The organism is Mesorhizobium sp. B2-1-1, from assembly GCF_006442975.2.
GTDB lineage: Bacteria > Pseudomonadota > Alphaproteobacteria > Rhizobiales > Rhizobiaceae > Mesorhizobium.
In genome coordinates this window covers 2,922,423-2,945,807 of the sequence record NZ_CP083954.1, presented here as the reverse complement: position 1 = coordinate 2,945,807, position 23,385 = coordinate 2,922,423, and the positions used below count along the sequence as shown (strand labels likewise).

The window sequence follows — 23,385 nt, the reverse complement described above, 5'->3', positions numbered from 1 at the left end:
GTAAGTAGTGACGGAGCCATTTCCCTACTCCCTACTCCCTACTCCCTACTCCCTACTCCCTACTCCCTACTCCCTACTCCCTACTCCCTACTTAATCCGCCATCGTCTCCAGACTCGCCAATCCCACCGGCGCGTCGCCTTCGTCGAAGGACGTCGCCACCTCGACGAAAGTGTCGGGATAGAAGCCGTTGAAACGGGTTCTCAGCGACAGCGAATAGGCGCCGATATGGCCGATCTCGATCCAGTCGCCGGTGTCGACGGTTTCCGGCAGCCAGAACGGCCGCGACAATATGTCGACGGAATCGCAGGTCGCGCCGCAGACCTTGAACGGCACGATGGTTTTCTCGTCGCCATTGCGCGTGCGGATCGCCGGATCGGGAATGAAGCGCGCCGGCAGCGTGATCTTGCCGGTCCATGAATCCGACAGCGACGCCCAGATGCCGTCATTGATGTAGAGCCGCTTGCCCTTGCGCAAAAGCACCCGCACGATCAGCGACAGGCAGCGCGCCACGATCACCCGGCCGGGCTCGGCCACCAGCGGCATCTGGTCGAACTGGTATTCCTTGAGGTCTCCAGAAAGCCGCGACATGATCTGGCCGAGCGACGGCATCGCGACTTGCTTGCGGTTGGGATCATGCCCGTATTCGGCCGGAAAACCGCCGCCGACATCGAGACCGGCCAGGTCGAAGGTCAGCCGGTTGCGCACCCAATCGGCGGAAGCCAATGCCCTTTCGTAGGTGTCGGGGTCCTCGATCTGGCTGCCGACATGGAAGCACAGGCCGACCTTGTAGCCGGTACGGTTCAGCCGCTCGGCGAGCTCGACCGCATAGGCAGGCCCGGCGCCGAACTTCTTCGACAGCTCGTAAGCCGCATGGCCCTTGGTCTGCACTCGAACGAACACGCTGATTGCGCCCGGGTCAATGTCGAGTGCCCTGACCACCCGCGTCAGTTTGGTGATCTCGTCCTCGTGGTCGAGCGCAATGACGCGGATGCCGTATTTCTCCAGCGCCAGCTTGATGTCCGACTGCGCCTTGACGGGATGCATGTAGAGCATCTCGGCATCGGCCGAGACCGCGCGCACGGCGGCGAACTCGCCGGGCGAGGCCACGTCGAAGGCGGAGACACCGGCCTCGACCAGCGTCTTCAGCACGATCTGCTCGCCATTGGTCTTGACCGCATAGGCCGTCTTGCCGGGGAACATGCCCATGAACTGCAAGGCATCGGCCTTCAGCACCTGCGGGCGGAAGCAGTAGACCGGATCGTCCGGGCGAAGCGCCAGTGCCGCCTCGCGGGCATTCTCGAATCGCTGCATGGACGAATCCTTGACCTAGCCTGCGCACAATTAATCCAAGCTAGCGACCAATGAAAACAATTCTGTGTCTCGTGCGCCTGACGGCAGGGCGCTAGGCTTTGTCAGGGGAGACAGGCCATCGGGCAGGTTTCGGGTGGTTCTTGCCTGCGAACCCGATATGGCTTCTGTCTGGCTGCTTGCATTCGGCCGTCCGGGGAGGACGCATCACATGGCAATAGCCGCGACATCAGCACCGCGCCGACCGATGGCGCTCAAGGACTGGGCGCAGCTTCTGCTGCTCGGCGCGATCTGGGGCGGCTCCTTTTTCTTCGCCCGCATTGCCGTGGCGGAGCTTAACCCGCTGGTGCTGGTATTGTTTCGCGTCGCCATCGCGGCACTCGCTTTACAGCTCTATCTCTTCCTGCGCGGCCCATCCTTCCGCCTTGCCCTTCCTCATGCCGGCCTGTTCTTCCTGCTCGCGGTCACCAACAACGTCGTACCTTTTTCGCTGATCTTCGCCGGCCAGACCGAGCTTGGCGCCGGCGTCGCCTCGGTGCTCAATGCGACCACGCCGTTCTGGACGCTGATCCTCGCCAACGCCCTGACATCGGACGAGAAGCTCTCCTGGAACAAGCTGGCCGGCATTGCGCTTGGCGTCGCCGGCACGGCTGTGATGATCGGCCCCGGCCTGGTTGCCGGCCTCGGCGGCCCGGTCTGGGCCAAATTCGCGCTGATCGGGGCATCGTTGTCCTACGGCGTCGCACTGATGGTCGCCCGCCGCTTCAAGGGCGTGCCCTCGCCGGTCATTGCCACCGGGCAGCTGACCGCCTCGACCGTCATCATGATCCCGGTCGTGCTGCTTGCGCACGGTCCCGCCGGCCTGCTCTCGGCCTCGGCGCCGGTCTGGGCGGCGGTGCTGGCGCTCGCGCTGCTGTCCACCGCCTTCGCCTATATCCTCTATTTCAATCTCGTCGCCTCGGCCGGCGCCACCAACGCCTCCCTGGTGACGCTGATCGTGCCGGTGAGTGCCATGCTGCTCGGTTTCCTGTTCCTCGGCGAGCGGCTGGAATTGTTCGAAATCGGCGGCATGATGCTGATCGGTTTCGGCCTGGTGACGATAGACGGGCGCCTGTTCATCCGCAGGGTAGCGCTGCCATGACATGCCAACGACACGAAGCCGCCATAATTTATTCACAGGTTCGTATCTGATTTTTGCCTAGAAGTTTCAACGCCTAACGGCGAAAACGAGGTCGCAAACTCCACAATCGCGTCGCAATGCAGCACATTTTCCGCTTGCCTGTGGCACAAATGACCCTAGACTCCGGCCATAGCTCTTTAAGAGGAGGCTATGTCATGGGACTTACGAGGCCAATCAACGCATTGATGATCTGTGCTGCGTTTGCATTCATCGGCGCCCTCATTATAGGCGTTCTTCCCTGAACCCGCCAAAAACGGGGAAGACCAGCACCCAATAATCAACCAGTTTGAAAGGCCGGGTTTTTACCCGGCCTTTCTGCATCTCAAGCCCGGTTCAGGCGGCTGCGGAGCCAGCCACTTCCGCCTCATGCGAGCGGATGCCGATCATGTGGCAGACGGCAAAGACGAGGTCGGCCCGGTTCATCGTATAGAAGTGGAAATCGCCCACGCCCCGCTCGACCAGATCCAGCACCTGCTCGGCCGCCACCGCCGACGCGACCAACGCATGCGTCTGCGGATCATTCTGCAGGCCGTCGAAACGTTCGGCCAGCCATGCCGGCACCAGCGCGCCGCAACGTGCCGAGAAATTGGCGACCTGGGTGAAATTGTGCACCGGCAGGATGCCCGGCACGATCGGAATGTAGATGCCGGCTCGACGCGCGCGCTCGACATAGCGCTCGTAGAGATCGTTGTCGAAGAAGAACTGGGTGATCGCCCGCGTCGCGCCATTATCGACCTTGCGCTTCAGCATGTCGATGTCGGTGGCGAAGTCGGGGCTTTCCGGATGCTTTTCCGGATAGGCCGAGACCGAGATGTCGAAATCGCCGGCGCTCTTCAGCGCACCGACCAGCTCGGCGCCATTGGCATAGCCGTCCGGGTGCGGACGATAGGCGGTGCCGACGCCCGCGGCCGGATCACCGCGCAGAGCGACGAACCGCTTCACACCCATCTCGGCGAATTCCTGGATCACCGCATCGACCTGAGGGCGCGGGGCGTCGACGCAGGTCATGTGCGCTGCCGGCGTCAGGCTGGTCTCCTTCAGGATGCGGCCTACGGTGCGTGCCGTGCGCTCCCGAGTCGAACCGCCGGCGCCATAGGTCACCGAGACGAATTTCGGCTTCAGCGGTTCCAGTCGGGTGACCGTGTCCCACAGCCTCGCTTCCATCTCGTCGGACTTTGGCGGGAAGAATTCGAAGGAAACCCTGACCTTGTCGCCAATGTCGGGGCGGCGGGAAAAGCGGAACTGGTTCATCAGGCGATTTCCCCTATCGAACTCACTTTGGTCTGCTGGCTGTCATTGGCAGGATCGGCGATCAGCAGGCGCCGGTCGCGGCCAAGCCAGAGCTTGACCGTGAGCCTGGCCTCGGTGCCGCCGCGCGGCTCGAACTCCTGGGCATCTTCGAGATCAAGGCCCGCTTCGGAGAACCACTCGCCGATCTGCCGGTCGGAAAAGCCGAGGCGCATATGCGCGTGCTCGTCGCGCAGGAATTCCAGGGTATGCGGCGCGAAATCGACGATCACCAGCCGTCCGGAAGGGCGCAGCAGCCGCGCCGCCTCATGGACGGCGCGCGCAGGATCGTCGAGATAATGCAGCACCTGATGGATGGTGACGAGATCGAAGGTGTCGCGCTCGACCGGCGGCGAGAAGATGTCGCCCTGCCGCACCTGAGCATTGGAGACGCCGGCCTTGTCGAGGTTGGCGCGCGCGACGGTCAGCATCTCGCGCGACATGTCGATGCCGATGCCGCGCCGGTAGAGCGGCGAGAATATCTCCAAGAGGCGTCCGGTGCCGGTGCCGAGATCGAGCATCGACTGGAACGGCCGCTTGCCGACGAGCTTCATGAGCGCTGCCTCGACCGCACGGTCAGGCACGTGCAGGGAGCGGATATGGTCCCAGCTTGCCGCGTTCTGCGAAAAATACTCCGCCGCGCGGTCCTGCCGCTTGCGCTTGACCGAGGCCAGCCGCTCGAGATCGCGCTCGACCTGCGGATCGGCGCCGCGAATGCCGGCGACCAGCCGCAGCACGAAGTCGCGCGCGGAATCCGTATCCGACAGCCGGAAGAAAGCCCACGACCCCTCCTGGTAACGGCCGATCAGCCCGGCCTCCAGGAGCAGCTTCAGGTGCCGCGACACGCGCGGCTGCGACTGGCCGAGAATCTCGGTAAGATCGGACACGGTGAGATCACCGCGCGACAGCAGCGCCAGTATGCGCAAGCGGCTCGATTCGGCCGCCGCCTTCAATGTGTCCACCATGGTGTCGAGCGCGACATGCATAAGCGTATTCTCTTTGAAAAAGATATAAACATATGTTTATGTCGATTTTCACAGCCTTGCAAGCGCTATGTCGCTTCCGGACAAGAAAATGCCGCAGGCGTGATTTCTCGGTGCATGTCGCGCCTAAAAATGTGTAGCGGTTTCAGGGCAAGACATGCGTCAACAAAAAGATGGATAAAATGACCGGGCGGCGTGAGATGTTTGAGGTGCGGGAGGGTGAAAAAAGGCTCGAGATCGATCCGGCGCTGATGCCGGCGGATGGCGGCGTCGTCTTCATCGGCCGTATCGCCTCACCATGGACGACGCGCGAAACCTGCCCCAAGAACATGCGCGCGGCGCGCGAGACCGGGCAGCCGGCAGCACTGACAATCGACCCGCCCTACCGCGCCGGCCTGCAAGGGCTGGAGCGCACCAGCCATCTCGTCATCCTGTCGTGGCTCCACCACGCGCCGCGGACTCTGATCGTGCAGAAACCGCGCCATGCGGCTGAAGCAAAAGGCGTATTCGGCCTGCGCTCCCCTGCCCGACCGAACCCGATCGGCCTGCATGTGGCGAAACTGGTTGCGCTCGACCTCGCCACCGGGCGCATCGAGATCGACGCCATCGACGTGCTCGACGGCACCCCGGTGGTCGACATAAAACCCTATTTCGCATCGACCGATGCCTTTGCCGAGGCGACCATCGAAGGGCGCGACGAATGATGAAGGCGCCGACCGGCCGTCGGCGCGCCGTCGCCAAGGCGTTGACCGCGCTTCTGCCGCTGGCGCCCTATGCCGATATGGAGAAGATCCGAGCGGATGCCGGCTCCGTCCACATGAAGACCTTGCCGCCGACCATTGCCGTGTGGCTGGCGACGGTTGCCCATATCCGCCACGCCCATACCGACTACGAAAAGCTGCTCGCCGAAGGTTATGACCGCGACTCGGCGCGTTTCTTCGTCATCGAGCAGACCAATGTCGTACTTACCCGCTGGCGCGCCACCCGCCTGCTCGACGCCGACGACGAGGATGATTGAAGCTGTTGCCAGTCCGGCACGGCGCTCGGTAGCATGGCTGGCAGCTTTTCACTTCGAGGACGAACGACGCCGGATGACTGGCTCTATGCCCTCTGCCTGACACCGATAGCCTGTGATGCAAGGAGGTGCCGATGAGCCAGACCGCACAGGATACACGGCCGCTGCCTGTGGTGAGCGACCGCCACGTCGACCCGCATGCTTATCCCGACGGCATCGCCTTCCTCGACGGCCAGTACCTGCCGATGTCGCAGGCCAAGATCTCGGTGCTGGATTGGGGATTCCTGCATTCCGATGCCACTTACGACACGGTGCATGTCTGGAACGGCTGTTTCTTCCGGCTTGACCTGCATCTCGACCGCTTCTTCGGCGGACTGGAGAAATTGCGCATGACGATCCCGTTCGACCGCGATGGCGTGACGGAGATCCTGCACAATTGCGTGGCACTGTCGGGACACAGCGCCCCCTATGTCGAAATGTTGTGCACGCGCGGCGCTTCCCCTACTTTCAGCCGCGATCCGCGCCAGGCGATCAACCGCTTCATGGCGTTTGCCGTGCCGTTCGGCTCGGTCGCCAATCCCGAGCAGTTACAGCGCGGCCTCAATGTCGCCATCAGCGACAAGGTGCGCATTCCGCCGGCCTCGATCGACCCGGCGATCAAGAACTACCACTGGCTCGACCTGGTGCGCGGCCTTTACGATGCCTATGACCGCGGCGCCGAGACAGCGCTCATTCTCGACTTCAACGGCAATGTCGCCGAAGGTCCGGGCTTCAACGTCTTCTGTATCAAGGACAACAAGCTCTCGACGCCAGCGATCGGAGTGCTACCCGGCATAACCCGCCGCACTGTCTTCGATCTCTGTGCGCTGGAAGGCCTCTTCGCCACCCCGGCGGACGTCAGTGTCGCGGCATTGCGCGAGGCCGACGAGGTCTTCATCACCTCTACCGCCGGCGGCATCATGCCGGTCACGATGATCGACGGCAGCCCAGTCGCGGACGGCAGGCCCGGCGCGATTACCGGCCGACTGATGGCGCTCTATTGGGACAAGCATAAGGATCCGGCCTGGTCGAGCGCTGTACGCTACCCCTGACCGGTCGCCGCTCGCGTCCAAATAATTCCGCCACCGCCTCTGGAAAGTCGCGGGACGCACCGTATATGGCACAAAGCGGAGAGGCCTCCACTTATCTCTGAAAAAATTCCAGCTTGCACGGGCAAGGACTTCATCATGACAAACAAGGTTTGGTTCATCACCGGATCGTCGAAAGGTTTTGGCCGCGTCTGGGCCGAGGCCGCGCTCGCCCGCGGCGACCGCGTCGCGGCAACCGCCCGCGATGCCGGCGTACTCGCCGATCTCGTCGAGAAGTATGGCGACAACATCGCGGCGATAAAGCTCGACGTCACCGACAAGAAAGCCGTCGATGCCGCAATCACCGGGGCGCACAAGCGCTTTGGCCGGCTCGACGTCGTCGTCAACAATGCCGGCTATGGCCATTTCGGCGCCATCGAGGAGGTCAGCGAGCAGGAAGCCCGCGACCAGATCGAAACCAATGTGTTCGGCGCGCTGTGGGTCACCCAGGCCGCCTTGCCGATCATGCGGGCGCAGCGCTCCGGCCACATCATCCAGATCTCGTCGATCGGCGGCGTCAATGCGTTCGCCTCGCTTGGCCTCTACCACGCCTCGAAATGGGCGCTGGAAGCCTTCAGCCAGTCGCTGAGCCTCGAGGTCGCGGAGTTCGGCATCCATGTCACGCTGGTCGAGCCCGGCGGCTTCTCCACCGACTGGGCCGGTCCGTCGGCCAAGGTCTCCAAAGCGCTGGACGCCTATGCGCCCGTCCGCGCTGCCATGGCGGAGCGCCGCAGTCGCGCCGTGGCCGGCGATCCCGAGGCCACCGGACCGGCGATGCTGGCGATCGTCGACGCGGCCGAGCCACCTCTCAGAGTATTCTTCGGCGACGGCGGGCTGCCGATGATCAAGCAGGAATACGCCAATCGCATCGCCACCTGGGAAAAGTGGGACCATGTTTCGGTCATGGCGCAAGGCGCCAACAAGAACCGCAAGGCCTAGTCCGGGTCGCTCAGCCACGCCGTTTCGAGCGGCGTGGCTACCTCGTCAGGCGCGATAAATCCACTGCTCGGGCACCCGCACGGAGATTTCCTCGCCGGACCTGACGATTCCGGGCTTCTCGACCCAGCCTACAAGGCCCCGCAGCCGCTTGGCCACTTTCGGAAAGAGCAGCGCGGTGGCGTCATGGTCCGCCGCCCGGACATGCTCGGCGATCGATTGCCCGGCGACGCGGCATGGTTTGTTCTGGGCATCGATCTTGATCGTCACGCCGCCCTTGAAGAACAGCAGCGAGCCGGATGGCAGCATCGAAAGATGCGGTATCCCTTCGATCAGCAAATTGGCGCCGATCCACTCAGGCTTGATCTCCTTGAGGCCCATGCGTTCGGCGACCAGCGCGAGTTCGTCCGCCGACACCAGCGACAATTGTCTCTCGTTGCGCATCTCGGTGCCGCGCTGATACCAGGGTTCGCGCCCGCCGGAGCGTCGCGTTATCCCGGTATGAAAATCGCCCGCTATGCCGTCGAAGCCCAACTGCAATTTCTCGACCGCCTTGGTTTCGAAATGGTCGAACGGAGCGGCATAGAGCGCCACCGCCCTTGCCGCCAGCCTGCGGCCCGGCACGATGTCGACCGTCAGGTCCGCCGGAAAAAGCTCGAAGTTGGTTTCCTGCATCAGTCTCGTCTAGAGGCCCTGCGCAATGCGGTCCAGTCGAAAGCGCTGATGATCCGATCACGCCGTTTGATGCCGATCACGACTTTCTTACCGGAAACGCCGTTGCGGTCCTCAGCGCGCCGCATTGCCGCCGCGCCGCCGGCATAGACGATGGCGCCAGATCGGGAGGAGGTTCGGGTCATGCAGGTGGGACACGCCGTTGCCGCGCTCTGGTTGTTCTGGCTGGTATCGTGGATCCTTGCCGCTTCATGGGCGGATCCCGTGCGCAAGCGGGCGGATTTCAGGGCGGAGGCGCGATATCGGGTTATCTGGCTCGCCGGTACCGTCCTGCTGTTCGTTCCGGCGCACGGCTATGTGGGTCGGCTTCGGCTCTGGACGCCGACGCTCACCCAAGCCTGGATTTGCGTCGCCCTGATCGCCATCGGCATCGCCTTTGCATGGTGGGCCCGCCTGCATCTCGGCCGGCTGTGGTCCAGCACGGTAACGGCCAAGGCCGATCATCGCATCATCGACACCGGCCCTTACGCGCTTGTCCGTCATCCGATCTATACGGGCCTGCTGCTTTCGGTCCTCGCCACTATGGCCGTCAAGGGCACGGTATGGGGCGTCGCGGGCGCCGCCCTGCTGCTTGTCGGGATCGTCATCAAGGCGAGGCTGGAGGAAAGTTTCCTGCGCGGCGAGCTTGGGCCCGCCTATGACGACTACGCGCGCCGCGTGCCGATGCTCGTTCCCTTTTCGCCGGCCTGAAGCGGCAAGCGCGTCCTACAGCATCCGCAGCAGCGCGCCGCCGATCGAATACCCCGCGCCGAAAGCGCAGATCAGCCCGAAGTCGCCCGCCTTCATGTCGGCATGGTTCTCCGACAGCGCGACGATGGCGCCGGCGCCCGCCGTGTTGCCGAGACGCTCCAGCACCATGGGCGCGCGGTCATGATCGACCTCGTGGCCGAATGAGAGTTTCAGGATCATGGCGTTCATGCGCGCATTGGCCTGGTGCAGCCAGAAGCGTCGCACCGCCTGCGGCGTCAGGCCGTGCTCGGCCAGGAACTCCACGATGAATTTGTGCCCGGCGACGGTGACTTCCTTGAACACCTTGTTGCCGACCTGCTTGATCAGATTGCCCTCCAGATCGATCCTGTAGGGATCGTCCTGTGCGGTGCGGGTGTGGTAGCCGAGATTGGTGCGGATGTTGTTCGACATCTGCGTCCAGATGCGCGTGTCGAGCACTTCGAAACGTCCCGGCCGTTTCTCGCCGAGTGCCAGCCCTTCGACCACCATCGACACCGAGGCGTCGCCGAAGATGAAATGCGTCTGCCGGTCGCGGAAATTGAGATGGCCGGTGATGATCTCGGGCGTCGTCACCAGGATGCGCTTGTGGGCGCCCGCACGCACGAGATTGACCGCCATGTGAAGTGCCGCCGCGGCGGATGAGCAGCCGAGCCCCATGTCGAAGCCCGCCCCCTTGGTGCCCAGGGCCTGCTGCATCTCGATGGCGATCGCCGGATAGGGCCGCTGGTGGTGCGAGGCCGAGCAGATCACCAAATCGATATCGGACGGCTTCAGCCCGGCATGATCGAGGGCCTTGCGGGCCGAAGCTATGCCGAACTCGGCCTCCAGCGACAGCGCATCGTCCGGCCGCGCCGGAATGCGCGGTGCCATACGGGTCGGGTCGAGTATGCCTTCGCGCTCGATCACATGACGGCTGCGCACGCCCGAGGCGTGGACGATGAAGTCGCTGTCCGATTTCTGCAGCAGCGGCTGGTCCGTGCCCGACCGGCGCGCGTTTTCCGTGTCGACCCAGCTGTTGAAACTGGCGACCAGTTCCTCATTGCTGATCTCAGGCTCGGGGATTTCGACGCCGATACCGCTGATGATGACGCGATGCATGTCCAGTCCGTCCCATCCGCAGGCGTTCAGGGGCTTTGATGTGGGCGTAAGGGAGGCCCGGCGCAACCCTTGTCGCATTGAGCCGGTTTATGCCAGCTTAAACCGGTTCCCGCGTCCCCTCACCATGCGCACAGTTTGGTGTTAGTCTGTGAGTTGTTCCAGCATGCGCCGTCGTCGCGGCTGCACATGAACTGCCCCGGCTCCTCATCGACGTTGGTCGTTCAAGCCCGCTTGGCGACAATGAAAATGCGCGGGAAACGCAACAGCACCTTGCCATTTGCGGTCTTCTTATAGGCCTTGGCGATCTTGGCCGTGTAGCTTTCGAGGAACAGCATCTTCTCGTCCGCATCGAGCGGGTCGACAAAAGGCTTCAAGCCCGTCGACTTCACCCATTCCACGATCGCCCCGGCGTCGGCCAGCGGATGGTTATAGACCGTGTGCCAGATGTCGAGCCGGTCCGAGAGCGGCGACAACAGATCATAATAGAACGACACCGGCGGCAGCGGCGCGCGCGCCGCCCCTTTCAGCTTGGCTGCGAACGGCATTTCGGCGGCAGTCTCGCGCATCAGCCTGTGGGAATCCTCGCCCATATTGTCTGGCATCTGCACGGCGAGCGCGCCGCCGGGCGCAAGAAAACCCATCAGCCGCTGGAAGACATCAGGATGTTCCGGCAGCCACTGGAACACGGCATTGGCGAAGATCACATCGACCGGTTGAGCCGGCGCCCATGTCGAGGCATCGGCAAGGTCGAAGCTGACATTGGGCAGGCGTGCCCTAGCCTTCTCGATCATGTCGGGAGACGTGTCGAAGCCGCTCACCTGTGCATCCGGCCAGCGCGCGACCAGAAGCTCCGTCGAATTGCCCGGCCCGCAGCCTATGTCGACAACCCTGCGGGGGAAGTCGACCGGCACCTGCGCCACCAAGTCGCGCGCAGGACGCGTGCGCTCGTCCTCGAACTTCAAATATTGGGCGGCGGACCAATCGGGCTTTGCTGGGCTGTTCAACGGTAAGACCTCGCGGCGGTTGCCACCTTCCATGACCGGCGCGACAAGCCGGCTATCCCAATTGGATGACGATCCCGTCGTCGCCGACCCGGAACCGCCACTGCAATAACGGCCCTTACCGCGTCAGCCTCTTATGCGTCATGCGGTGCGGGGCCGCCGCCTCCGCGCCCAGGCGGCGAAGCTTGTCCTTCTCATACTCCTCGAAATTGCCTTCGAACCATTCGACATGCGCGTCGCCCTCGAAGGCGAGCATGTGGGTCGCCATGCGATCGAGGAACATGCGGTCGTGGCTGATGATGACAGCGCAGCCGGCATAGGCTTCCAGCGCGTCTTCGAGCGCGCTCAGCGTCTCGGTGTCGAGGTCGTTGGTCGGTTCGTCGAGCAAAAGCACATTGCCGCCGCCTTTGAGCATCTTGGCCAGATGCACTCGGTTGCGTTGGCCGCCCGAAAGGTTGCCGACCTTCTGCTGCTGATCGCCGCCACGGAAGTTGAAGGACGAGCAATAGGCTCGGCTGTTGACCTCGTGCTTGCCAAGCTTGATGACTTCGGCGCCACCGGAGATTTCTTCCCACACCGTCTTGTTCGGGTCCAGCGCGTCACGGCTCTGGTCGACATAGCCGAGCTTGACCGTCTCGCCGATGCGGATCGACCCCGCATCAGGCTTTTCCTGGCCAGTGAAGGTCTTGAACAGCGTCGTCTTGCCGGCGCCGTTCGGGCCGATGACGCCGACAATGCCGCCCGGCGGCAGCCTGAACGACAGATCCTCGATCAAAAGCTCATCGCCGAAGCCCTTGGTGAGCCCTTCAACCTCGATGACGACATTGCCGAGGCGCTCGCCCGACGGAATGACGATCTGCGTGTCGGTCGGCTTGCGATTCTGCGACTGCTCGACCAGTTCCTCATAGGCCTTGATACGGGCCTTGGACTTGGTCTGGCGCGCCTTCGGCGAGGATTGGATCCACTCACGCTCGCGCCAGATCGACTTCTGGCGGGCGTCGTCCTCTCGGCCTTCCTGGATCAGGCGCTTGGCCTTGGCGTCGAGATATTTGGTGTAGTTGCCCTCGTAAGGGATGCCACGGCCGCGATCGAGCTCGAGGATCCATCCCGTGACGTTGTCGAGGAAGTAGCGGTCGTGGGTGATGATCAGCACCGAGCCCGGATAGTCGCGCAGGTGCTTTTCCAGCCACGCCGTGGTCTCGGCGTCGAGATGGTTGGTCGGCTCGTCGAGCAAAAGCAGGTCGGGCTGTTCCAGGAGCAGCCGGCACAGCGCCACGCGGCGGCGCTCGCCGCCCGACAGATTGGTCACCTCGGAATCGGCCGGCGGGCACTGCAGCGCGTCCATCGCCATCTCGACCTGCTGCTCGAGGTCCCAAAGGTTGAGCCGATCCATCTCGTCCTGGAGCTTGGCCGACTCGTCCGCCGTCTCGTCGGAATAGTTCATCATCAATTCGTTGTAGCGCTCGATGATGGCGGTCTTCCTGCCGACGCCGTCCATGACGTTTTCACGCACGGTCTTGCTGTTGTCGAGCTGCGGCTCCTGCGCCAGGTAGCCGACCGTGGCGCCTTCGGCCAGCCACGCCTCGCCCTGGAACTCCTTGTCGAGCCCGGCCATGATGCGCAGGATGGTCGACTTACCCGAACCGTTAGGACCGAGAATGCCGATCTTGGCGTCCGGGTAGAAGGACAGATGAACGTTATCGAGCACCTTCTTGGTGCCGTAGGCCTTTGACAGGCCTGACATGTGATAGATGAACTGGCGTGCCACGCGCGCTTTCCCTGAAAAACTGACTGATTTGTCGATCTGAATGGAGGTTGGCCGCTATGTAGGCGATGCGGAGCCGAACGGCAATCGCTTTCGCCGCATCGAACCGATCACAGGCCGCACAACAACGGGCGTTGGCGCCCCGGCCTGCCTGCCGGCTGGAATGAAGCTCAGGACCTACTGGAACCCGATCGCGTCGACGGTTCCGGTCGGGCAACCGGCCTTGTTGGTCGGCACCGAGGCCAGCAGCAGGTCCTTGAGCGAGCTGTTTGGGCCGATCGGACCGGCAAGGCCAAGCGTCAACTCTCCGATCAGCCGCCGGCCGCTCGACGGATCGATGACGCAGGAGACGCGCACGCGATCGCCGGCGCCGGCGCCAAAGGCCTGGTCGAAGGCGCCGCGGATCTGATCCGCCGTCAGCTTGCCGCCGATGTTCTTGGCGAAGAGATCGCGCACCGCTGAGCCGTTCACCGCACGCATCAGGCTGAGTGCGTCGGAAAAGTACTCCTGCTGGTTCTTGCCGTAGCAGGTGCCGTGCTTGATCCATTCATGCCGCTCCAACTGCGAAGCAGTGCCCGGCATCACCTTGTCGAGTTCCGTGCGCGTGCCGGCGTCCAAATTGACAGGCGGAAGATCCTTCCAGTGCGCCGGACTGTCGTTGGCCTTGTCGCTGGCCGGTACCTGGCAATAGAAGTTCCCGTTCGGCTGCGGCCACAGGCCGTGCAAGGTGAAGTTGCTGGCATCGAATTCATTCGGGTTTTGTGCCTTGCATTCGCTCTTGCTGGACTTGGTCTCGCAAAAAGCCGGCTGCCAGCTCAGCGCGAAGACATATTCGGGTTTTCCTGACGCCGCAGGCTTGCCCTGCCCGCCGGGGGTCGCCGGCAGCGTTGCTGCGCTGCTGCCGGAGAGATGTCCGCAACTGACCTTCACCCAGCGCCGATCCGGATCTGCGCTCGGCACCAGGATGAGATAGTGCGTCGGCGCATCCTTGTTGCCCGCCAGCAGCTGATAGCTCTGTCCGGCATCAGTCGAGACATTGCCGGGATTCTTGCCGTTCTTGATGGCTTGCGTCGCTGGACAGGAGGCGTCGGCAACGAAGGTGCCACTCATCCTGACGTCGGCATGGGCCGCACCCGTTAACGATGCCGCCAACATGGCCAATCCGAAAACAACAGCAATGCGCATGGGAATCCCTGGATGAAAAAGGTGGGCGACAGACTGAAGCTGTCTCCATGTCAGAATTGCGATATTCCACCGGCCAGACGCAAGAAACATCATCGCGAGAAATCCGGAATGGCGGATTGACGCTGAACCGGCCCCGGCGCAAACAAGGCCGGCGCCACCGAGGCGGGCCAGGGTGGAAATCACTGAATGTCATTCAGCCAGCAGCGCATGGTCCGTTCGCCGACCGGCGCCGACCTCAATCTTCTGGTCCGGCAGGCCGACGGCCATCCGCGCGCCGTCATCCAGATCAATCACGGTCTGGCAGAACATGCGGCGCGCTATGATCGTTTTGCCGATTTCCTGGGCGCGCGCGGCTTTAGCGTCTATGTTCACGATCATCGCGGCCATGGCGCAACGAAGGCGCCCGACGCACCGCTGGGCAGGTTCGCGCATGAGGACGGCCCCGCCAAGGTCATCGCCGATGTCGGCGCCATCCATGATCTCATCGCCAGGGAGCAGCCGGGCCTGCCCGTCATCCTGTTCGGCCATTCGATGGGCGCGTCCGTGGCGCTGAACTTTCTCCTGGCCCATTCGAACCGCGTTCACGCCGCCGCCATCTGGAATGGCAATTTTTCAGCTGGCCTGCTCGGGCAGGTGGCGCTCGGCATCCTTGCATGGGAAAGGATGCGGCTCGGCTCGGACGTCCCATCGCGCCTGCTGCCGAAACTCACCTTCCAGGCCTGGGGCAAGGCGGTGCCCAACCACCGCACCTTGTTCGACTGGCTGTCACGCGATCCCGCCGAGGTCGACAAATACATCGCCGACCCGCTATGCGGCTGGGACGCCTCGGTGTCGATGTGGCGCGATGTCGTGCAGATGGCGCTCAATGGCGGCAGGGACGCCGGTTTCGTCGGCGTTCGGCGCGACCTCCCCGTCAGCGTCGTGGGGGGCGAAAAAGACCCTGCCTCGGATTATGGCAAAGGGATCATCCAGCTTGCCGGACGCATGCGCAAAATGGGCTTTTCGAATCTCGTTTCAAAGGTTTACAGCGAGACCCGCCACGAAAGCCTGAACGAGGTGAATCGCGACATCGTCATGGACGATTTCGCGGCATGGGCCGAGACGATCCTGACGCGATGAAGCGTTGGCCCATTGCAAGAGCCGTGACAGCGGCAATCTCTGTTGATAGAGGCTTCGGTTCCGACCAATTCTGGTGATTTATGGCTGAGCCCCCGCTGAAAGGCGTCCGCGTCGTCGAACTCGCCCGCATCCTTGCCGGGCCCTGGGCCGGGCAGTTGCTTGCCGATCTCGGCGCCGACGTCATCAAGGTCGAAAGCCCGGACGGCGGCGACGACACCCGCAAATGGGGCCCGCCCTTCGTCATGGGCAAGGATGGCGAGAACCTGTCGGCCGCCTATTACCATTCCTGCAATCGCGGCAAGCGCTCCATCGCCATCGATTTTTCGACACCGGAGGGCGCCGAAACCGTGCGCCGGCTGGTGGCAACGTCTGACGTGCTGATCGAAAACTTCAAGCTTGGCGGTTTGAAGAAATACGGACTCGACTATGACAGCCTGCGCAAGATCAATCCGCGCCTCGTTTATTGCTCGATCACCGGATTCGGCCAGGACGGTCCGTACGCGCCGCGCGCCGGCTACGATTTCATCATCCAGGGCATGGCCGGCATGATGTCGATCACCGGCGAGGCGGGACGCGAGCCGCAGAAGGCCGGCGTCGCCATCTCCGACATCTTCACTGGCCTCTATTCCGTCATCGCCATCCAGGCGGCACTTCGCCACGCCGAAAAAACCGGCGAAGGCCAGCACATCGACATGGCATTGTTCGACACCCAAATCTCGGCGCTCGGCAACCAGAACCTCAACTATCTCGTCTCCGGCAAGTCGCCTGTGCAGATGGGCAACGCGCATATGAACATCGCGCCCTACGAGGTGCTGCCGGTCCGGGACGGTCACATCATCCTGGCGGTCGGCAATGACGGCCAGTTCGCCAGGTTCTGCGCGGTGGTCGGGCTGGACGAATTGCCCGGCAATCCCGATTTCGCCACCAATCCGGCCCGCGTCGCCAACCGGGCGGCGCTACGCGAGCGGATCGTCGAGGCGCTGAAGACCAAGGATCGCGACCCGCTGCTGGCCAAGCTGGAAGCGGCCAGCGTGCCGGCGAGCCCGATCAACACGATCGGACAGATGTTCGCCGACCCGCAGGCGATCGCGCGCGGCATGCGGCTCGATCTCGACGACGGCCATGGCAATCTTCTGCCCTCGGTTCGCGCACCGATGATCATGTCCGAAACACCGCTCGTCTATGAGCGCCCCTCGCCCCGCCTGGGCGAACATACTGACGAAATCCTTGCCGAACTGGAGAGAGCAAAATGAAAACCGGCGGACAATTGATCGTCGACGCGCTCGAGGCCAACGGCACCGACCGTATCTTCTGCGTGCCAGGCGAATCCTACCTCGCGGTGCTCGACGCGCTGCACGATTCGGCGATCCGCACCATCGTCTGCCGCCAGGAGGGTGGCGCCGCCATGATGGCCGACTGCCAAGGCCGCCTGACCGGCAAACCCGGTATCTGCTTCGTCACCCGCGGCCCCGGCGCCACCAATGCCTCCGCCGGCATCCATATCGCCATGCAGGATTCAGTTCCCGTGATCCTGTTCATCGGCCAGGTCGCCAGCCACGCCAAGCAGCGCGAGGCCTTCCAGGAAGTGGACTATGTCAGGTTCTTTGGCGACATCGCAAAATGGGTGGTAGAGATCGACGATGCGTCGCGTATTCCCGAATTCGTCACCCGCGCCTTTGCCGTGGCGACCTCCGGACGCCCAGGTCCCGTCGTCATCTCGCTGCCGGAAGACATGCTGACCAGTGTCGTCGATGCACCGGCCGCGATCGCCTACACCCCGGTCGAGACCAGCCCCGCCGAAGCCGAACTCGACCGGCTCGAGGCGCTGCTCAATGCCGCCAAACGACCGATCGCGATCCTGGGCGGCACACGTTGGGATTTCCAGGCTGTTCAGGAAATCACCCGCATCGCCGAGGCGTGGTCGCTACCGGTCGGCTGCTCCTTCCGCCGCCAGATGCTGTTCGATCATCTGCACCCGAACTATGCCGGCGATGTCGGCATCGGCATCAACCCGAAGCTGGCGACAGCAATCAAGCAGGCCGATCTGGTGCTGCTGATCGGCGGCCGCATGGGCGAGATGCCGTCCTCGGACTATACGCTGCTGAAGAGCCCCTACCCTGACCAGACGCTGGTCCATGTCCACCCCGATGCCGGCGAACTAGGCCGCGTCTACCGTCCAACGCTGGCGATAAATGCCTCGCCCGCCGCCTTCGTGCGCGCCTTCGCCAAACGGAAGGGACCGGCATCGCCGGGCTGGGCGGCGGAGACGGCAAAGCTGCATGCCGCCTATCTCGACTGGTCGACGCCGCCGGAAAGCGGTCCGGGCGCCGTCCAGATGGGGCCGATCATGACCTATCTCGAAACGGTGCTGCCCGACGATGCCATCCTGACGAACGGCGCCGGCAACTACGCCACGTGGGTGCACCGCTTCCATCGCTTCCGCCGCTTTGCCACACAGGGCGCGCCGACCTCAGGCTCGATGGGTTACGGAACGCCGGCGGCGGTAGCGGCCAAGGCGCTTTATCCGGATCGCACCGTAGTCGCTTTCGCCGGCGACGGCTGCTTCCTGATGAACGGGCAGGAATTCGCCACCGCCGTGCAATACGGGTTGCCGATCATCGTCATCGTCGTCAATAATGGCATCTACGGCACCATCCGCATGCACCAGGAGCGTGAATACCCCGGGCGGGTGGTGGCCACGGACCTCAAGAATCCGGACTTCGCCGCCCTGGCGCGTGCCTATGGTGGCCATGGCGAAACGGTGGAGAAAACCGCCGACTTCGCCCCTGCCTTCGAGCGTGCTCGCGCCAGCGGCAAGCCGGCAATCGTCGAGATCCGGCTCGATCCGGAGGCAATCACCCCGACCCGAACGATGACGCAGATAAGAGACAAGGCCTGAAAGTCGGTTTCCGGCAGGAGAAAGGGCGGCGCTGTCCCGCAAAGCTTTCGCAAGCAAATACGGGCGCGCGCCCCGAGCGACGTCGCGTTACATCGCCGCCGCCGCCTTTTCGATCTGACCGCGGATCTCGCCGTCCTTGTTGGCCGCGGTGTGTATGTTGACGTAATATTTGCCGGCCTCCAGATCGGTCACCTGCGTATCGGTCAATGTCGCCGATCCCTTGATCGGGCTCTTGAGTTTTTTGAACGGGATTACGGGGTCCGCATTTTCCCCCTTCGCGGCCGGGCCATGAATATGTGCGGCCGTCGCCGGCCCGCTGAGGCCGGAGTATTTGACGTTCCAACTGAGTTTCTTCTTGGCGGTGTCAAAGGTGAATGTGGCGGTTCCCTTGCCCTTGGTAGTGACGGGTGGGCTCTGCTGGCTGCCATCGAGCGTCGCCTTGAACTTCATCATGTCGGCCAGGGCCGGCGACGCGAACAGGAAAGCGGTCGAAATGGCCAGCGCCGAAAGCGTCGGCAAGACGGTCTGTGTGCGCATGAAGAACCTCCGATTGGCTGTAGCATCCGCCGTGGCTCCCCGCACGCGCATGCCTCCGACGCAACGCTCGGCCGCCCCAATGTATCCAGGCACACGCTTTTGTGATTTGGCCGCATGAAAAAGGGGCGGTCGCCCGCCCCTCCAACATCGTCCATCAAGCCCCGTCACGAGGCCGCTTTGAGGCCTACTTGATCGCCTTGTCGGTGATCGCGGTGGTATAGGCGCCCTTCGGCTCCTTGGTGATGATCTTCTGGTCGAGCAACGCCTTGGCGGTACGCTCATAGGTCGCTGGGTCGAGCTTGCCGTCGGCATTGTCGATGAGCTTGGCGACTTCGCTCATCATACGCTTCTGGTGGTTCTCGTCCTGGCCGCCACCGTCCATGACGATCTCGGCCGCTTCGTCATTGTTGTCGACGGCGTATTTCCAACCCTTCATCGAGGCGCGCACGAAACGCACCATCTTGTCCTCGAAGGCCGGATCCTTGAGCTTATCCTCCGAGGCATAAAGCCCGTCCTCGAGCAGGTCGTTGCCCATCGCCGAGTAGTTGAACACGGTGAGCTGCTCCGGCTTGTAGCCGGCGTCGATCAGCTGCCAAAATTCATTGTAGGTCATGACCGAGATGCAATCCGCCTGCTTCTGAATCAGCGGCTGCACGTCAAAGCTCTGCTTGAGAACGGTGACACCATCCGGGCCGCCATCGGTCTTGAGGCCAAGCTTGTTCATCCAGGCGTAGAACGGATATTCGTTGCCGAAGAACCAGACGCCGAGCGTGTGGCCCTTGAAGTCGGCTTCGGTCTTGATCGGGCCGTCTTTCGGGCAGACCAGTTCCATGCCGGCCTTCTTGAACGGCTGGGCGATGTTGACCAGCGGCACGCCCTTTTCGCGGGCTGCCAGCGCGCCGCCCATCCAGTCGACGATGACATCGGCGCCGCCGCCGGCGATCACCTGCTCGGGCGCAATGTCGGGACCGCCCGGCTTGATGTCGACGTCGAGACCCTCGGCCTCGTAGAAGCCCTTCGCCTTGGCGACGTAATAACCGGCAAACTGGGCCTGCGTGACCCATTTCAGCTGCAACGTCACCTTGTCGGCAGCCATTGCCTGGAACGCGGCCAGCGACATCGCGCCGGCCAGTACAGGAATAATCAGTCTTTTCATTTTTTTCCCTCTGGAGTTAGTGCCCAAACCCACCGCCCCTATCCACCACGGACAGAGGGATGCCAAAACGTGACGGCTCTTTCGACAAGAGCGACCACCCCATAAAAGACCGAACCCGCAAGGGCTGCAACTGCGATTTCGGCCCAGACCATGTCGATGTTCATCCGTCCGACTTCGGTCGAGATGCGGAAGCCCATGCCGACGACGGGCGTGCCGAAGAACTCGGCGACGATGGCGCCGATCAGCGCCAGCGTCGAGTTGATCTTCAGCGCGTTGAAGATGAAGGGAGCGGCGGCCGGCAGCCTGAGCTTGATAAGCGTCGGCCAGTAGCCCGACGCATAGGTGCGCATCAGGTCGCGCTCCATATGGCCGGACGCGGCCAGACCGGCGACGGTGTTCACCAGCATCGGGAAGAAGGTCATGATGATGACGACAGCCGCCTTGGACTGCCAGTCGAAGCCGAACCACATCACCATGATCGGCGCCACGCCGATGATCGGCAGCGCCGAGACCATGTTGCCGATGGGCAGCAGGCCGCGCCGCAGGAACGGCACCCGGTCGGCGAGAATGGCCGTGACAAAGCCGGCGCCGCTGCCCACGATATAGCCGAAGATAACAGCCTTGAAGATGGTCTGCCGGACATCGGCGCCAAGGATCGGCAGCGAACTGGCGATGCGCGCGCCGATGGCGCTCGGCGGCGGCAACAGGATGAACGGGATGCCGGCGCCACGCGTCACCGCTTCCCAGATGATCAGGATCCAGGCGCCGAAGATGGCGGGGATGATCAGGCGCAGCGCCGTGCGCATCCAGCTTGCGGTGGGGTGCAGTCCCGATAGCGCCGCGACGCAGCGCCAGCCAAGCAGCCAGGCGGCCGTGAGCAGCACGAAATACGGCGCCAGTGCCGTGCCTTCGAAACCAGCGATACCTGAGATCAGCAGCCAGGCGACGAGGTGGGCGCCGACAAACAGTACGACCGCTTCCACAAAGGGCGAAATCCTGATGATCGAGACCAGGGCCGTCAGCATGGCAAGGCCAAACATCAGGCCCTTCGTTCCGAGATAGGGATAGTTGGCGCTGGTTGTCGGGTCCGCTAGCGCCGCCGCTTCCGGCTTCGACATGGCGCCGAGTGCGACCGCCATCAGGCACAGCACGATGGCCAGCACAGCCTGCCAGGAAGGCTTCAGCCGGTTCATGCCGGCCTCCCGCCCATGGCGCGGTCGACGAGGCGCCCGGCAATGCCGACCACCATGACCAGCAGCGCGGCCACGATCGAGCCCGCGACAAGCGCCGACCAGATGTCGATGGACTGGCTGTAATAGGCGCCAGCGAGCAGCTTGGCGCCGATGCCGGCGACGGCGCCCGTCGGCAGTTCGCCGACAATGGCGCCGACCAGACTGGCAGCCACCGCCACCTTCATCGAGGTGAACAGGAACGGCACCGAGGCCGGCACGCGCAGCTTCCAGAAGGTCTGCGCACGGCTGGCATTGTAGGTGTGCATCAGGTCGAGATGCATGATCTCGGGCGAGCGCAGGCCTTTCACCATGCCAACCGTCACCGGGAAGAACGACAGATAGGTCGAAATCATCGCCTTCGGGATCAGGCCGGTGATGCCGATCGCCGCCAGCACCACGATGATCATCGGCGCCACCGCCAGGATCGGGATGGTCTGCGAGGCGATGATCCATGGCATCAGGCTGCGGTCGAGCGTCGCCACATGTACGATGCCCACCGCGATGATGATGCCGAGCGCCGTGCCGAAGGCAAAGCCCAGCAGCGTCGAGGACAGCGTCACCCAGGCATTGTAGACCAGGCTGCGGTTCGAAGTGACGTTGCGCAGGAACGTGTTCTCGAAAAAGTTCACCGCCACCTGGTGCGGCGCCGGCAGCGTCGGCTTCGGCTGCGAGAGCGTCTTGCCGATGAACTCGACGGTGCCGGGCGTTTCGTTGGCACGTTGGTCGAGATCGCGCTGGAACGGCGTGTTGAGTATGACGGCGAAGACGTACCAGAGTACGACCACGCCGGCGAGGATGGAGGTTACCGGGATGACCTTTGAGCGGAAGGTGTCCATCTAGCGCCGCCCTTCTCCTCTCCCCACCGGGGAGAGGGTGGCCGGAGCGAAGCGGAGGTCGGGGGCCCTTGCCTTCGTCATCCTAGGGCGAAGCAAGGAGCGAAGCGACGCGGCGCAGACCCTAGAATTCATGCCGTTACCTCTCCGCTCCGCGACCATTCGGAATATGGCTCCCTCCGCGCCGCTTAGCCTGCCGAATATTCTCGACTGTTTGCGCCTTTCGGCAGGCGTCACGGCATGGATCCTAGGGTCTACGTATGCCGCTTCGCGGCTACTCCGCCCTAGAATGACGAAGGCGTAGGTGGCCGCTCCTTCGTGAGGTGGAGGCGCCTTTCGGGGCGCTGCCGCCAGTCCATCCTGCCCCCGCTCAATCATCATAGCTGTGCCCTGCCCTTAAGCCGTCTCGCACCCGTGCGGCGATCGCCAGGAACTCCGGCGTCTCGCGGATGTCGAGTGGCCGCTCCTTCGGCAGCGTCGATTCGATGACGTCGCTGACGCGGCCCGGACGCGGCGACATGACGACGATGCGCGTCGATAAATACACCGCCTCGGGAATGGAGTGCGTGACGAAGCAGATGGTCTTGTTGGTGCGCGCCCACAATTGCAGCAATTGCCCGTTGAGATGGTCGCGCACGATCTCGTCCAGCGCGCCGAACGGCTCGTCCATCAACAGAAGGTCGGCATCGAAGGCGAGCGCGCGAGCGATCGAGGCGCGCTGCTGCATGCCGCCGGAAAGCTGCCAAGGATACTTCTTCTCGAAGCCGGAAAGGTTGACGAGATCGAGCGTGCGCCTGATCCGCTCTCCCTGCTCCGCCCCGGACAGACCCATGATCTCCAGCGGCAGCGCGACGTTGCGCTCGATGGTGCGCCAGGGAAACAGGGCGGCGGCCTGGAAGACATAGCCGTAGGCGCGTTTCTCGCGCGCCTGTTCTGCTGTCATGCCGTTGACCGAAATGGTCCCCGAGGTCGGCTTCTCAAGATCGGCGATGACCCGCAGCAAGGTCGTCTTGCCGCAGCCCGACGGCCCGATGAAGGAAACGAACTCACCCTTGCCGATGGTCAGGTCGACATTGGACAGCGCCTGTACCGGCCCGTCATTGGTCTGGAAGGTCAGGCCAAGCTTGCTTGCCGCGACGACGGCTGGCGAAATCCCCGTCATCGGCCGCGGCCTGCCTGTTCCTGCCCCTTTAGTGCCGGCCCGATTCCGATTGCTTTTATCGCGATGTTGTTTTCCACTCGCCCAGTCCCATTGGTCTTGT

The 23,385-nt window shown here is 63.3% G+C and carries 22 protein-coding genes; 9 read left to right on the top strand and 13 right to left on the bottom strand.

Annotated elements, in window-relative coordinates:
- Positions 1-91: 91 nt before the first annotated feature.
- Positions 92-1,312, bottom strand: a complete 1,221-nt coding sequence (locus tag FJ972_RS14435; RefSeq protein WP_140516626.1) for an alanine racemase — start codon at positions 1,310-1,312, stop codon at positions 92-94.
- Between the two features lie 208 nt (positions 1,313-1,520).
- On the opposite strand from FJ972_RS14435, the gene FJ972_RS14430 reads away from it, so the two are divergent.
- Complete coding sequence (locus tag FJ972_RS14430) at positions 1,521-2,450, top strand: DMT family transporter (RefSeq protein ID WP_140521220.1); 930 nt, start codon at positions 1,521-1,523, stop codon at positions 2,448-2,450.
- 372 nt (positions 2,451-2,822) lie between these two features.
- Here the strand turns inward: FJ972_RS14430 and metF are convergent, their stop codons facing one another.
- Positions 2,823-3,740, bottom strand: coding sequence for a methylenetetrahydrofolate reductase [NAD(P)H] (gene metF, locus FJ972_RS14425; protein ID WP_140521221.1), 918 nt, complete (start codon positions 3,738-3,740; stop codon positions 2,823-2,825).
- Entirely contained in the window at positions 3,740-4,762 is a 1,023-nt protein-coding gene (locus FJ972_RS14420; protein ID WP_140521222.1) for an ArsR/SmtB family transcription factor, read from the bottom strand. Before FJ972_RS14420 ends, metF begins: the two co-directional genes overlap by 1 nt.
- Before the next feature lie 179 nt (positions 4,763-4,941).
- Between FJ972_RS14420 and tsaA the strand changes: the two genes are divergently transcribed.
- The 4 genes from tsaA (at position 4,942) to FJ972_RS14400 (ending at position 7,840) form a co-directional block, all read left to right on the top strand.
- On the top strand, positions 4,942-5,463 hold the full coding sequence (gene tsaA, locus FJ972_RS14415) for a tRNA (N6-threonylcarbamoyladenosine(37)-N6)-methyltransferase TrmO (RefSeq protein ID WP_140516630.1): 522 nt from the start codon (positions 4,942-4,944) through the stop codon (positions 5,461-5,463).
- Positions 5,463-5,777: a DUF2293 domain-containing protein gene (locus FJ972_RS14410; RefSeq protein WP_140495859.1), complete on the top strand. Its 315-nt coding sequence runs from the start codon at positions 5,463-5,465 to the stop codon at positions 5,775-5,777. The genes tsaA and FJ972_RS14410 overlap by 1 nt, the downstream gene beginning before the upstream one ends.
- Before the next feature lie 131 nt (positions 5,778-5,908).
- Positions 5,909-6,865 (top strand): aminotransferase class IV, encoded by a 957-nt coding sequence (locus tag FJ972_RS14405; protein WP_140521223.1) that lies wholly within the window; start codon positions 5,909-5,911, stop codon positions 6,863-6,865.
- A gap of 135 nt (positions 6,866-7,000) precedes the next feature.
- Positions 7,001-7,840, top strand: a complete 840-nt coding sequence (locus tag FJ972_RS14400) for an SDR family oxidoreductase (protein ID WP_140521224.1) — start codon at positions 7,001-7,003, stop codon at positions 7,838-7,840.
- Between the two features lie 45 nt (positions 7,841-7,885).
- On the opposite strand, the gene FJ972_RS14395 is transcribed toward FJ972_RS14400, so the two are convergent.
- A complete protein-coding gene (locus tag FJ972_RS14395) occupies positions 7,886-8,512 on the bottom strand; it encodes an MOSC domain-containing protein (RefSeq protein WP_140521225.1) in 627 nt (208 codons plus the stop codon).
- Positions 8,513-8,692: 180 nt separating this feature from the next.
- On the opposite strand from FJ972_RS14395, the gene FJ972_RS14390 reads away from it, so the two are divergent.
- Positions 8,693-9,259 (top strand): methyltransferase family protein, encoded by a 567-nt coding sequence (locus FJ972_RS14390; protein WP_140521226.1) that lies wholly within the window; start codon positions 8,693-8,695, stop codon positions 9,257-9,259.
- 15 nt (positions 9,260-9,274) lie between these two features.
- Here FJ972_RS14390 and FJ972_RS14385 read toward each other — a convergent pair whose 3' ends face one another.
- From FJ972_RS14385 to FJ972_RS14370, 4 genes are all read right to left on the bottom strand, one after another.
- The gene (locus FJ972_RS14385; protein ID WP_140521227.1) at positions 9,275-10,396 is read right to left on the bottom strand and encodes a beta-ketoacyl-ACP synthase III; all 1,122 of its coding nucleotides are present in this window, start codon (positions 10,394-10,396) and stop codon (positions 9,275-9,277) included.
- Between the two features lie 221 nt (positions 10,397-10,617).
- Positions 10,618-11,400 carry a trans-aconitate 2-methyltransferase gene (gene tam, locus FJ972_RS14380; RefSeq protein WP_224671090.1) on the bottom strand — a complete coding sequence of 261 codons (783 nt, stop codon included), beginning with the start codon at positions 11,398-11,400 and terminating at the stop codon, positions 10,618-10,620.
- Between the two features lie 115 nt (positions 11,401-11,515).
- Positions 11,516-13,165: an energy-dependent translational throttle protein EttA gene (gene ettA / locus FJ972_RS14375; protein ID WP_140495150.1), complete on the bottom strand. Its 1,650-nt coding sequence runs from the start codon at positions 13,163-13,165 to the stop codon at positions 11,516-11,518.
- 174 nt (positions 13,166-13,339) lie between these two features.
- Complete coding sequence (locus FJ972_RS14370; protein ID WP_140521229.1) at positions 13,340-14,347, bottom strand: ribonuclease T2 family protein; 1,008 nt, start codon at positions 14,345-14,347, stop codon at positions 13,340-13,342.
- 186 nt (positions 14,348-14,533) lie between these two features.
- On the opposite strand from FJ972_RS14370, the gene FJ972_RS14365 reads away from it, so the two are divergent.
- The 3 genes from FJ972_RS14365 to FJ972_RS14355 all read left to right on the top strand — a co-directional run bounded on the left by FJ972_RS14365 (position 14,534) and on the right by FJ972_RS14355 (position 18,365).
- Positions 14,534-15,466: an alpha/beta fold hydrolase gene (locus FJ972_RS14365; protein ID WP_140521230.1), complete on the top strand. Its 933-nt coding sequence runs from the start codon at positions 14,534-14,536 to the stop codon at positions 15,464-15,466.
- A gap of 80 nt (positions 15,467-15,546) precedes the next feature.
- A complete protein-coding gene (locus tag FJ972_RS14360; protein WP_140516648.1) occupies positions 15,547-16,719 on the top strand; it encodes a CaiB/BaiF CoA transferase family protein in 1,173 nt (390 codons plus the stop codon).
- Positions 16,716-18,365, top strand: a complete 1,650-nt coding sequence (locus FJ972_RS14355) for a thiamine pyrophosphate-binding protein (protein ID WP_140521231.1) — start codon at positions 16,716-16,718, stop codon at positions 18,363-18,365. Before FJ972_RS14360 ends, FJ972_RS14355 begins: the two co-directional genes overlap by 4 nt.
- An 87-nt stretch (positions 18,366-18,452) precedes the next feature.
- Here FJ972_RS14355 and FJ972_RS14350 read toward each other — a convergent pair whose 3' ends face one another.
- The 5 genes from FJ972_RS14350 to FJ972_RS14330 all read right to left on the bottom strand — a co-directional run bounded on the left by FJ972_RS14350 (position 18,453) and on the right by FJ972_RS14330 (position 23,285).
- On the bottom strand, positions 18,453-18,902 hold the full coding sequence (locus tag FJ972_RS14350) for a CHRD domain-containing protein (RefSeq protein WP_140521232.1): 450 nt from the start codon (positions 18,900-18,902) through the stop codon (positions 18,453-18,455).
- Positions 18,903-19,086: 184 nt separating this feature from the next.
- Positions 19,087-20,058: an ABC transporter substrate-binding protein gene (locus tag FJ972_RS14345; protein ID WP_140521233.1), complete on the bottom strand. Its 972-nt coding sequence runs from the start codon at positions 20,056-20,058 to the stop codon at positions 19,087-19,089.
- Positions 20,059-20,096: 38 nt separating this feature from the next.
- On the bottom strand, positions 20,097-21,251 hold the full coding sequence (locus FJ972_RS14340; RefSeq protein WP_140521234.1) for an ABC transporter permease: 1,155 nt from the start codon (positions 21,249-21,251) through the stop codon (positions 20,097-20,099).
- On the bottom strand, positions 21,248-22,126 hold the full coding sequence (locus tag FJ972_RS14335; RefSeq protein WP_140495135.1) for an ABC transporter permease: 879 nt from the start codon (positions 22,124-22,126) through the stop codon (positions 21,248-21,250). The genes FJ972_RS14340 and FJ972_RS14335 overlap by 4 nt, the downstream gene beginning before the upstream one ends.
- Positions 22,127-22,493: 367 nt before the next feature.
- Positions 22,494-23,285, bottom strand: coding sequence for an ABC transporter ATP-binding protein (locus tag FJ972_RS14330; protein WP_140495131.1), 792 nt, complete (start codon positions 23,283-23,285; stop codon positions 22,494-22,496).
- Between the last annotated feature and the right edge of the window lie 100 nt (positions 23,286-23,385).

Bases quoted from the DNA above. Each gene is read 5' to 3' on its own strand.
- FJ972_RS14400 (WP_140521224.1), top strand. From the start codon at position 7,001: ATGACAAACAAGGTTTGGTTCATCACCGGATCGTCGAAAGGTTTTGGC.
- FJ972_RS14405 (WP_140521223.1), top strand. From the start codon at position 5,909: ATGAGCCAGACCGCACAGGATACACGGCCGCTGCCTGTGGTGAGCGAC.
- FJ972_RS14430 (WP_140521220.1), top strand. From the start codon at position 1,521: ATGGCAATAGCCGCGACATCAGCACCGCGCCGACCGATGGCGCTCAAG.
- FJ972_RS14350 (WP_140521232.1), bottom strand. From the start codon at position 18,902: ATGCGCACACAGACCGTCTTGCCGACGCTTTCGGCGCTGGCCATTTCG.
- FJ972_RS14435 (WP_140516626.1), bottom strand. From the start codon at position 1,312: ATGCAGCGATTCGAGAATGCCCGCGAGGCGGCACTGGCGCTTCGCCCG.
- FJ972_RS14355 (WP_140521231.1), top strand. From the start codon at position 16,716: ATGAAAACCGGCGGACAATTGATCGTCGACGCGCTCGAGGCCAACGGC.
- FJ972_RS14365 (WP_140521230.1), top strand. From the start codon at position 14,534: ATGTCATTCAGCCAGCAGCGCATGGTCCGTTCGCCGACCGGCGCCGAC.
- FJ972_RS14340 (WP_140521234.1), bottom strand. From the start codon at position 21,251: ATGAACCGGCTGAAGCCTTCCTGGCAGGCTGTGCTGGCCATCGTGCTG.
- FJ972_RS14345 (WP_140521233.1), bottom strand. From the start codon at position 20,058: ATGAAAAGACTGATTATTCCTGTACTGGCCGGCGCGATGTCGCTGGCC.
- FJ972_RS14420 (WP_140521222.1), bottom strand. From the start codon at position 4,762: ATGCATGTCGCGCTCGACACCATGGTGGACACATTGAAGGCGGCGGCC.
- tsaA (WP_140516630.1), top strand. From the start codon at position 4,942: ATGACCGGGCGGCGTGAGATGTTTGAGGTGCGGGAGGGTGAAAAAAGG.
- FJ972_RS14410 (WP_140495859.1), top strand. From the start codon at position 5,463: ATGAAGGCGCCGACCGGCCGTCGGCGCGCCGTCGCCAAGGCGTTGACC.
- FJ972_RS14395 (WP_140521225.1), bottom strand. From the start codon at position 8,512: ATGCAGGAAACCAACTTCGAGCTTTTTCCGGCGGACCTGACGGTCGAC.
- metF (WP_140521221.1), bottom strand. From the start codon at position 3,740: ATGAACCAGTTCCGCTTTTCCCGCCGCCCCGACATTGGCGACAAGGTC.
- FJ972_RS14360 (WP_140516648.1), top strand. From the start codon at position 15,547: ATGGCTGAGCCCCCGCTGAAAGGCGTCCGCGTCGTCGAACTCGCCCGC.
- FJ972_RS14370 (WP_140521229.1), bottom strand. From the start codon at position 14,347: ATGCGCATTGCTGTTGTTTTCGGATTGGCCATGTTGGCGGCATCGTTA.
- FJ972_RS14330 (WP_140495131.1), bottom strand. From the start codon at position 23,285: ATGACGGGGATTTCGCCAGCCGTCGTCGCGGCAAGCAAGCTTGGCCTG.
- FJ972_RS14335 (WP_140495135.1), bottom strand. From the start codon at position 22,126: ATGGACACCTTCCGCTCAAAGGTCATCCCGGTAACCTCCATCCTCGCC.
- FJ972_RS14385 (WP_140521227.1), bottom strand. From the start codon at position 10,396: ATGCATCGCGTCATCATCAGCGGTATCGGCGTCGAAATCCCCGAGCCT.
- FJ972_RS14390 (WP_140521226.1), top strand. From the start codon at position 8,693: ATGCAGGTGGGACACGCCGTTGCCGCGCTCTGGTTGTTCTGGCTGGTA.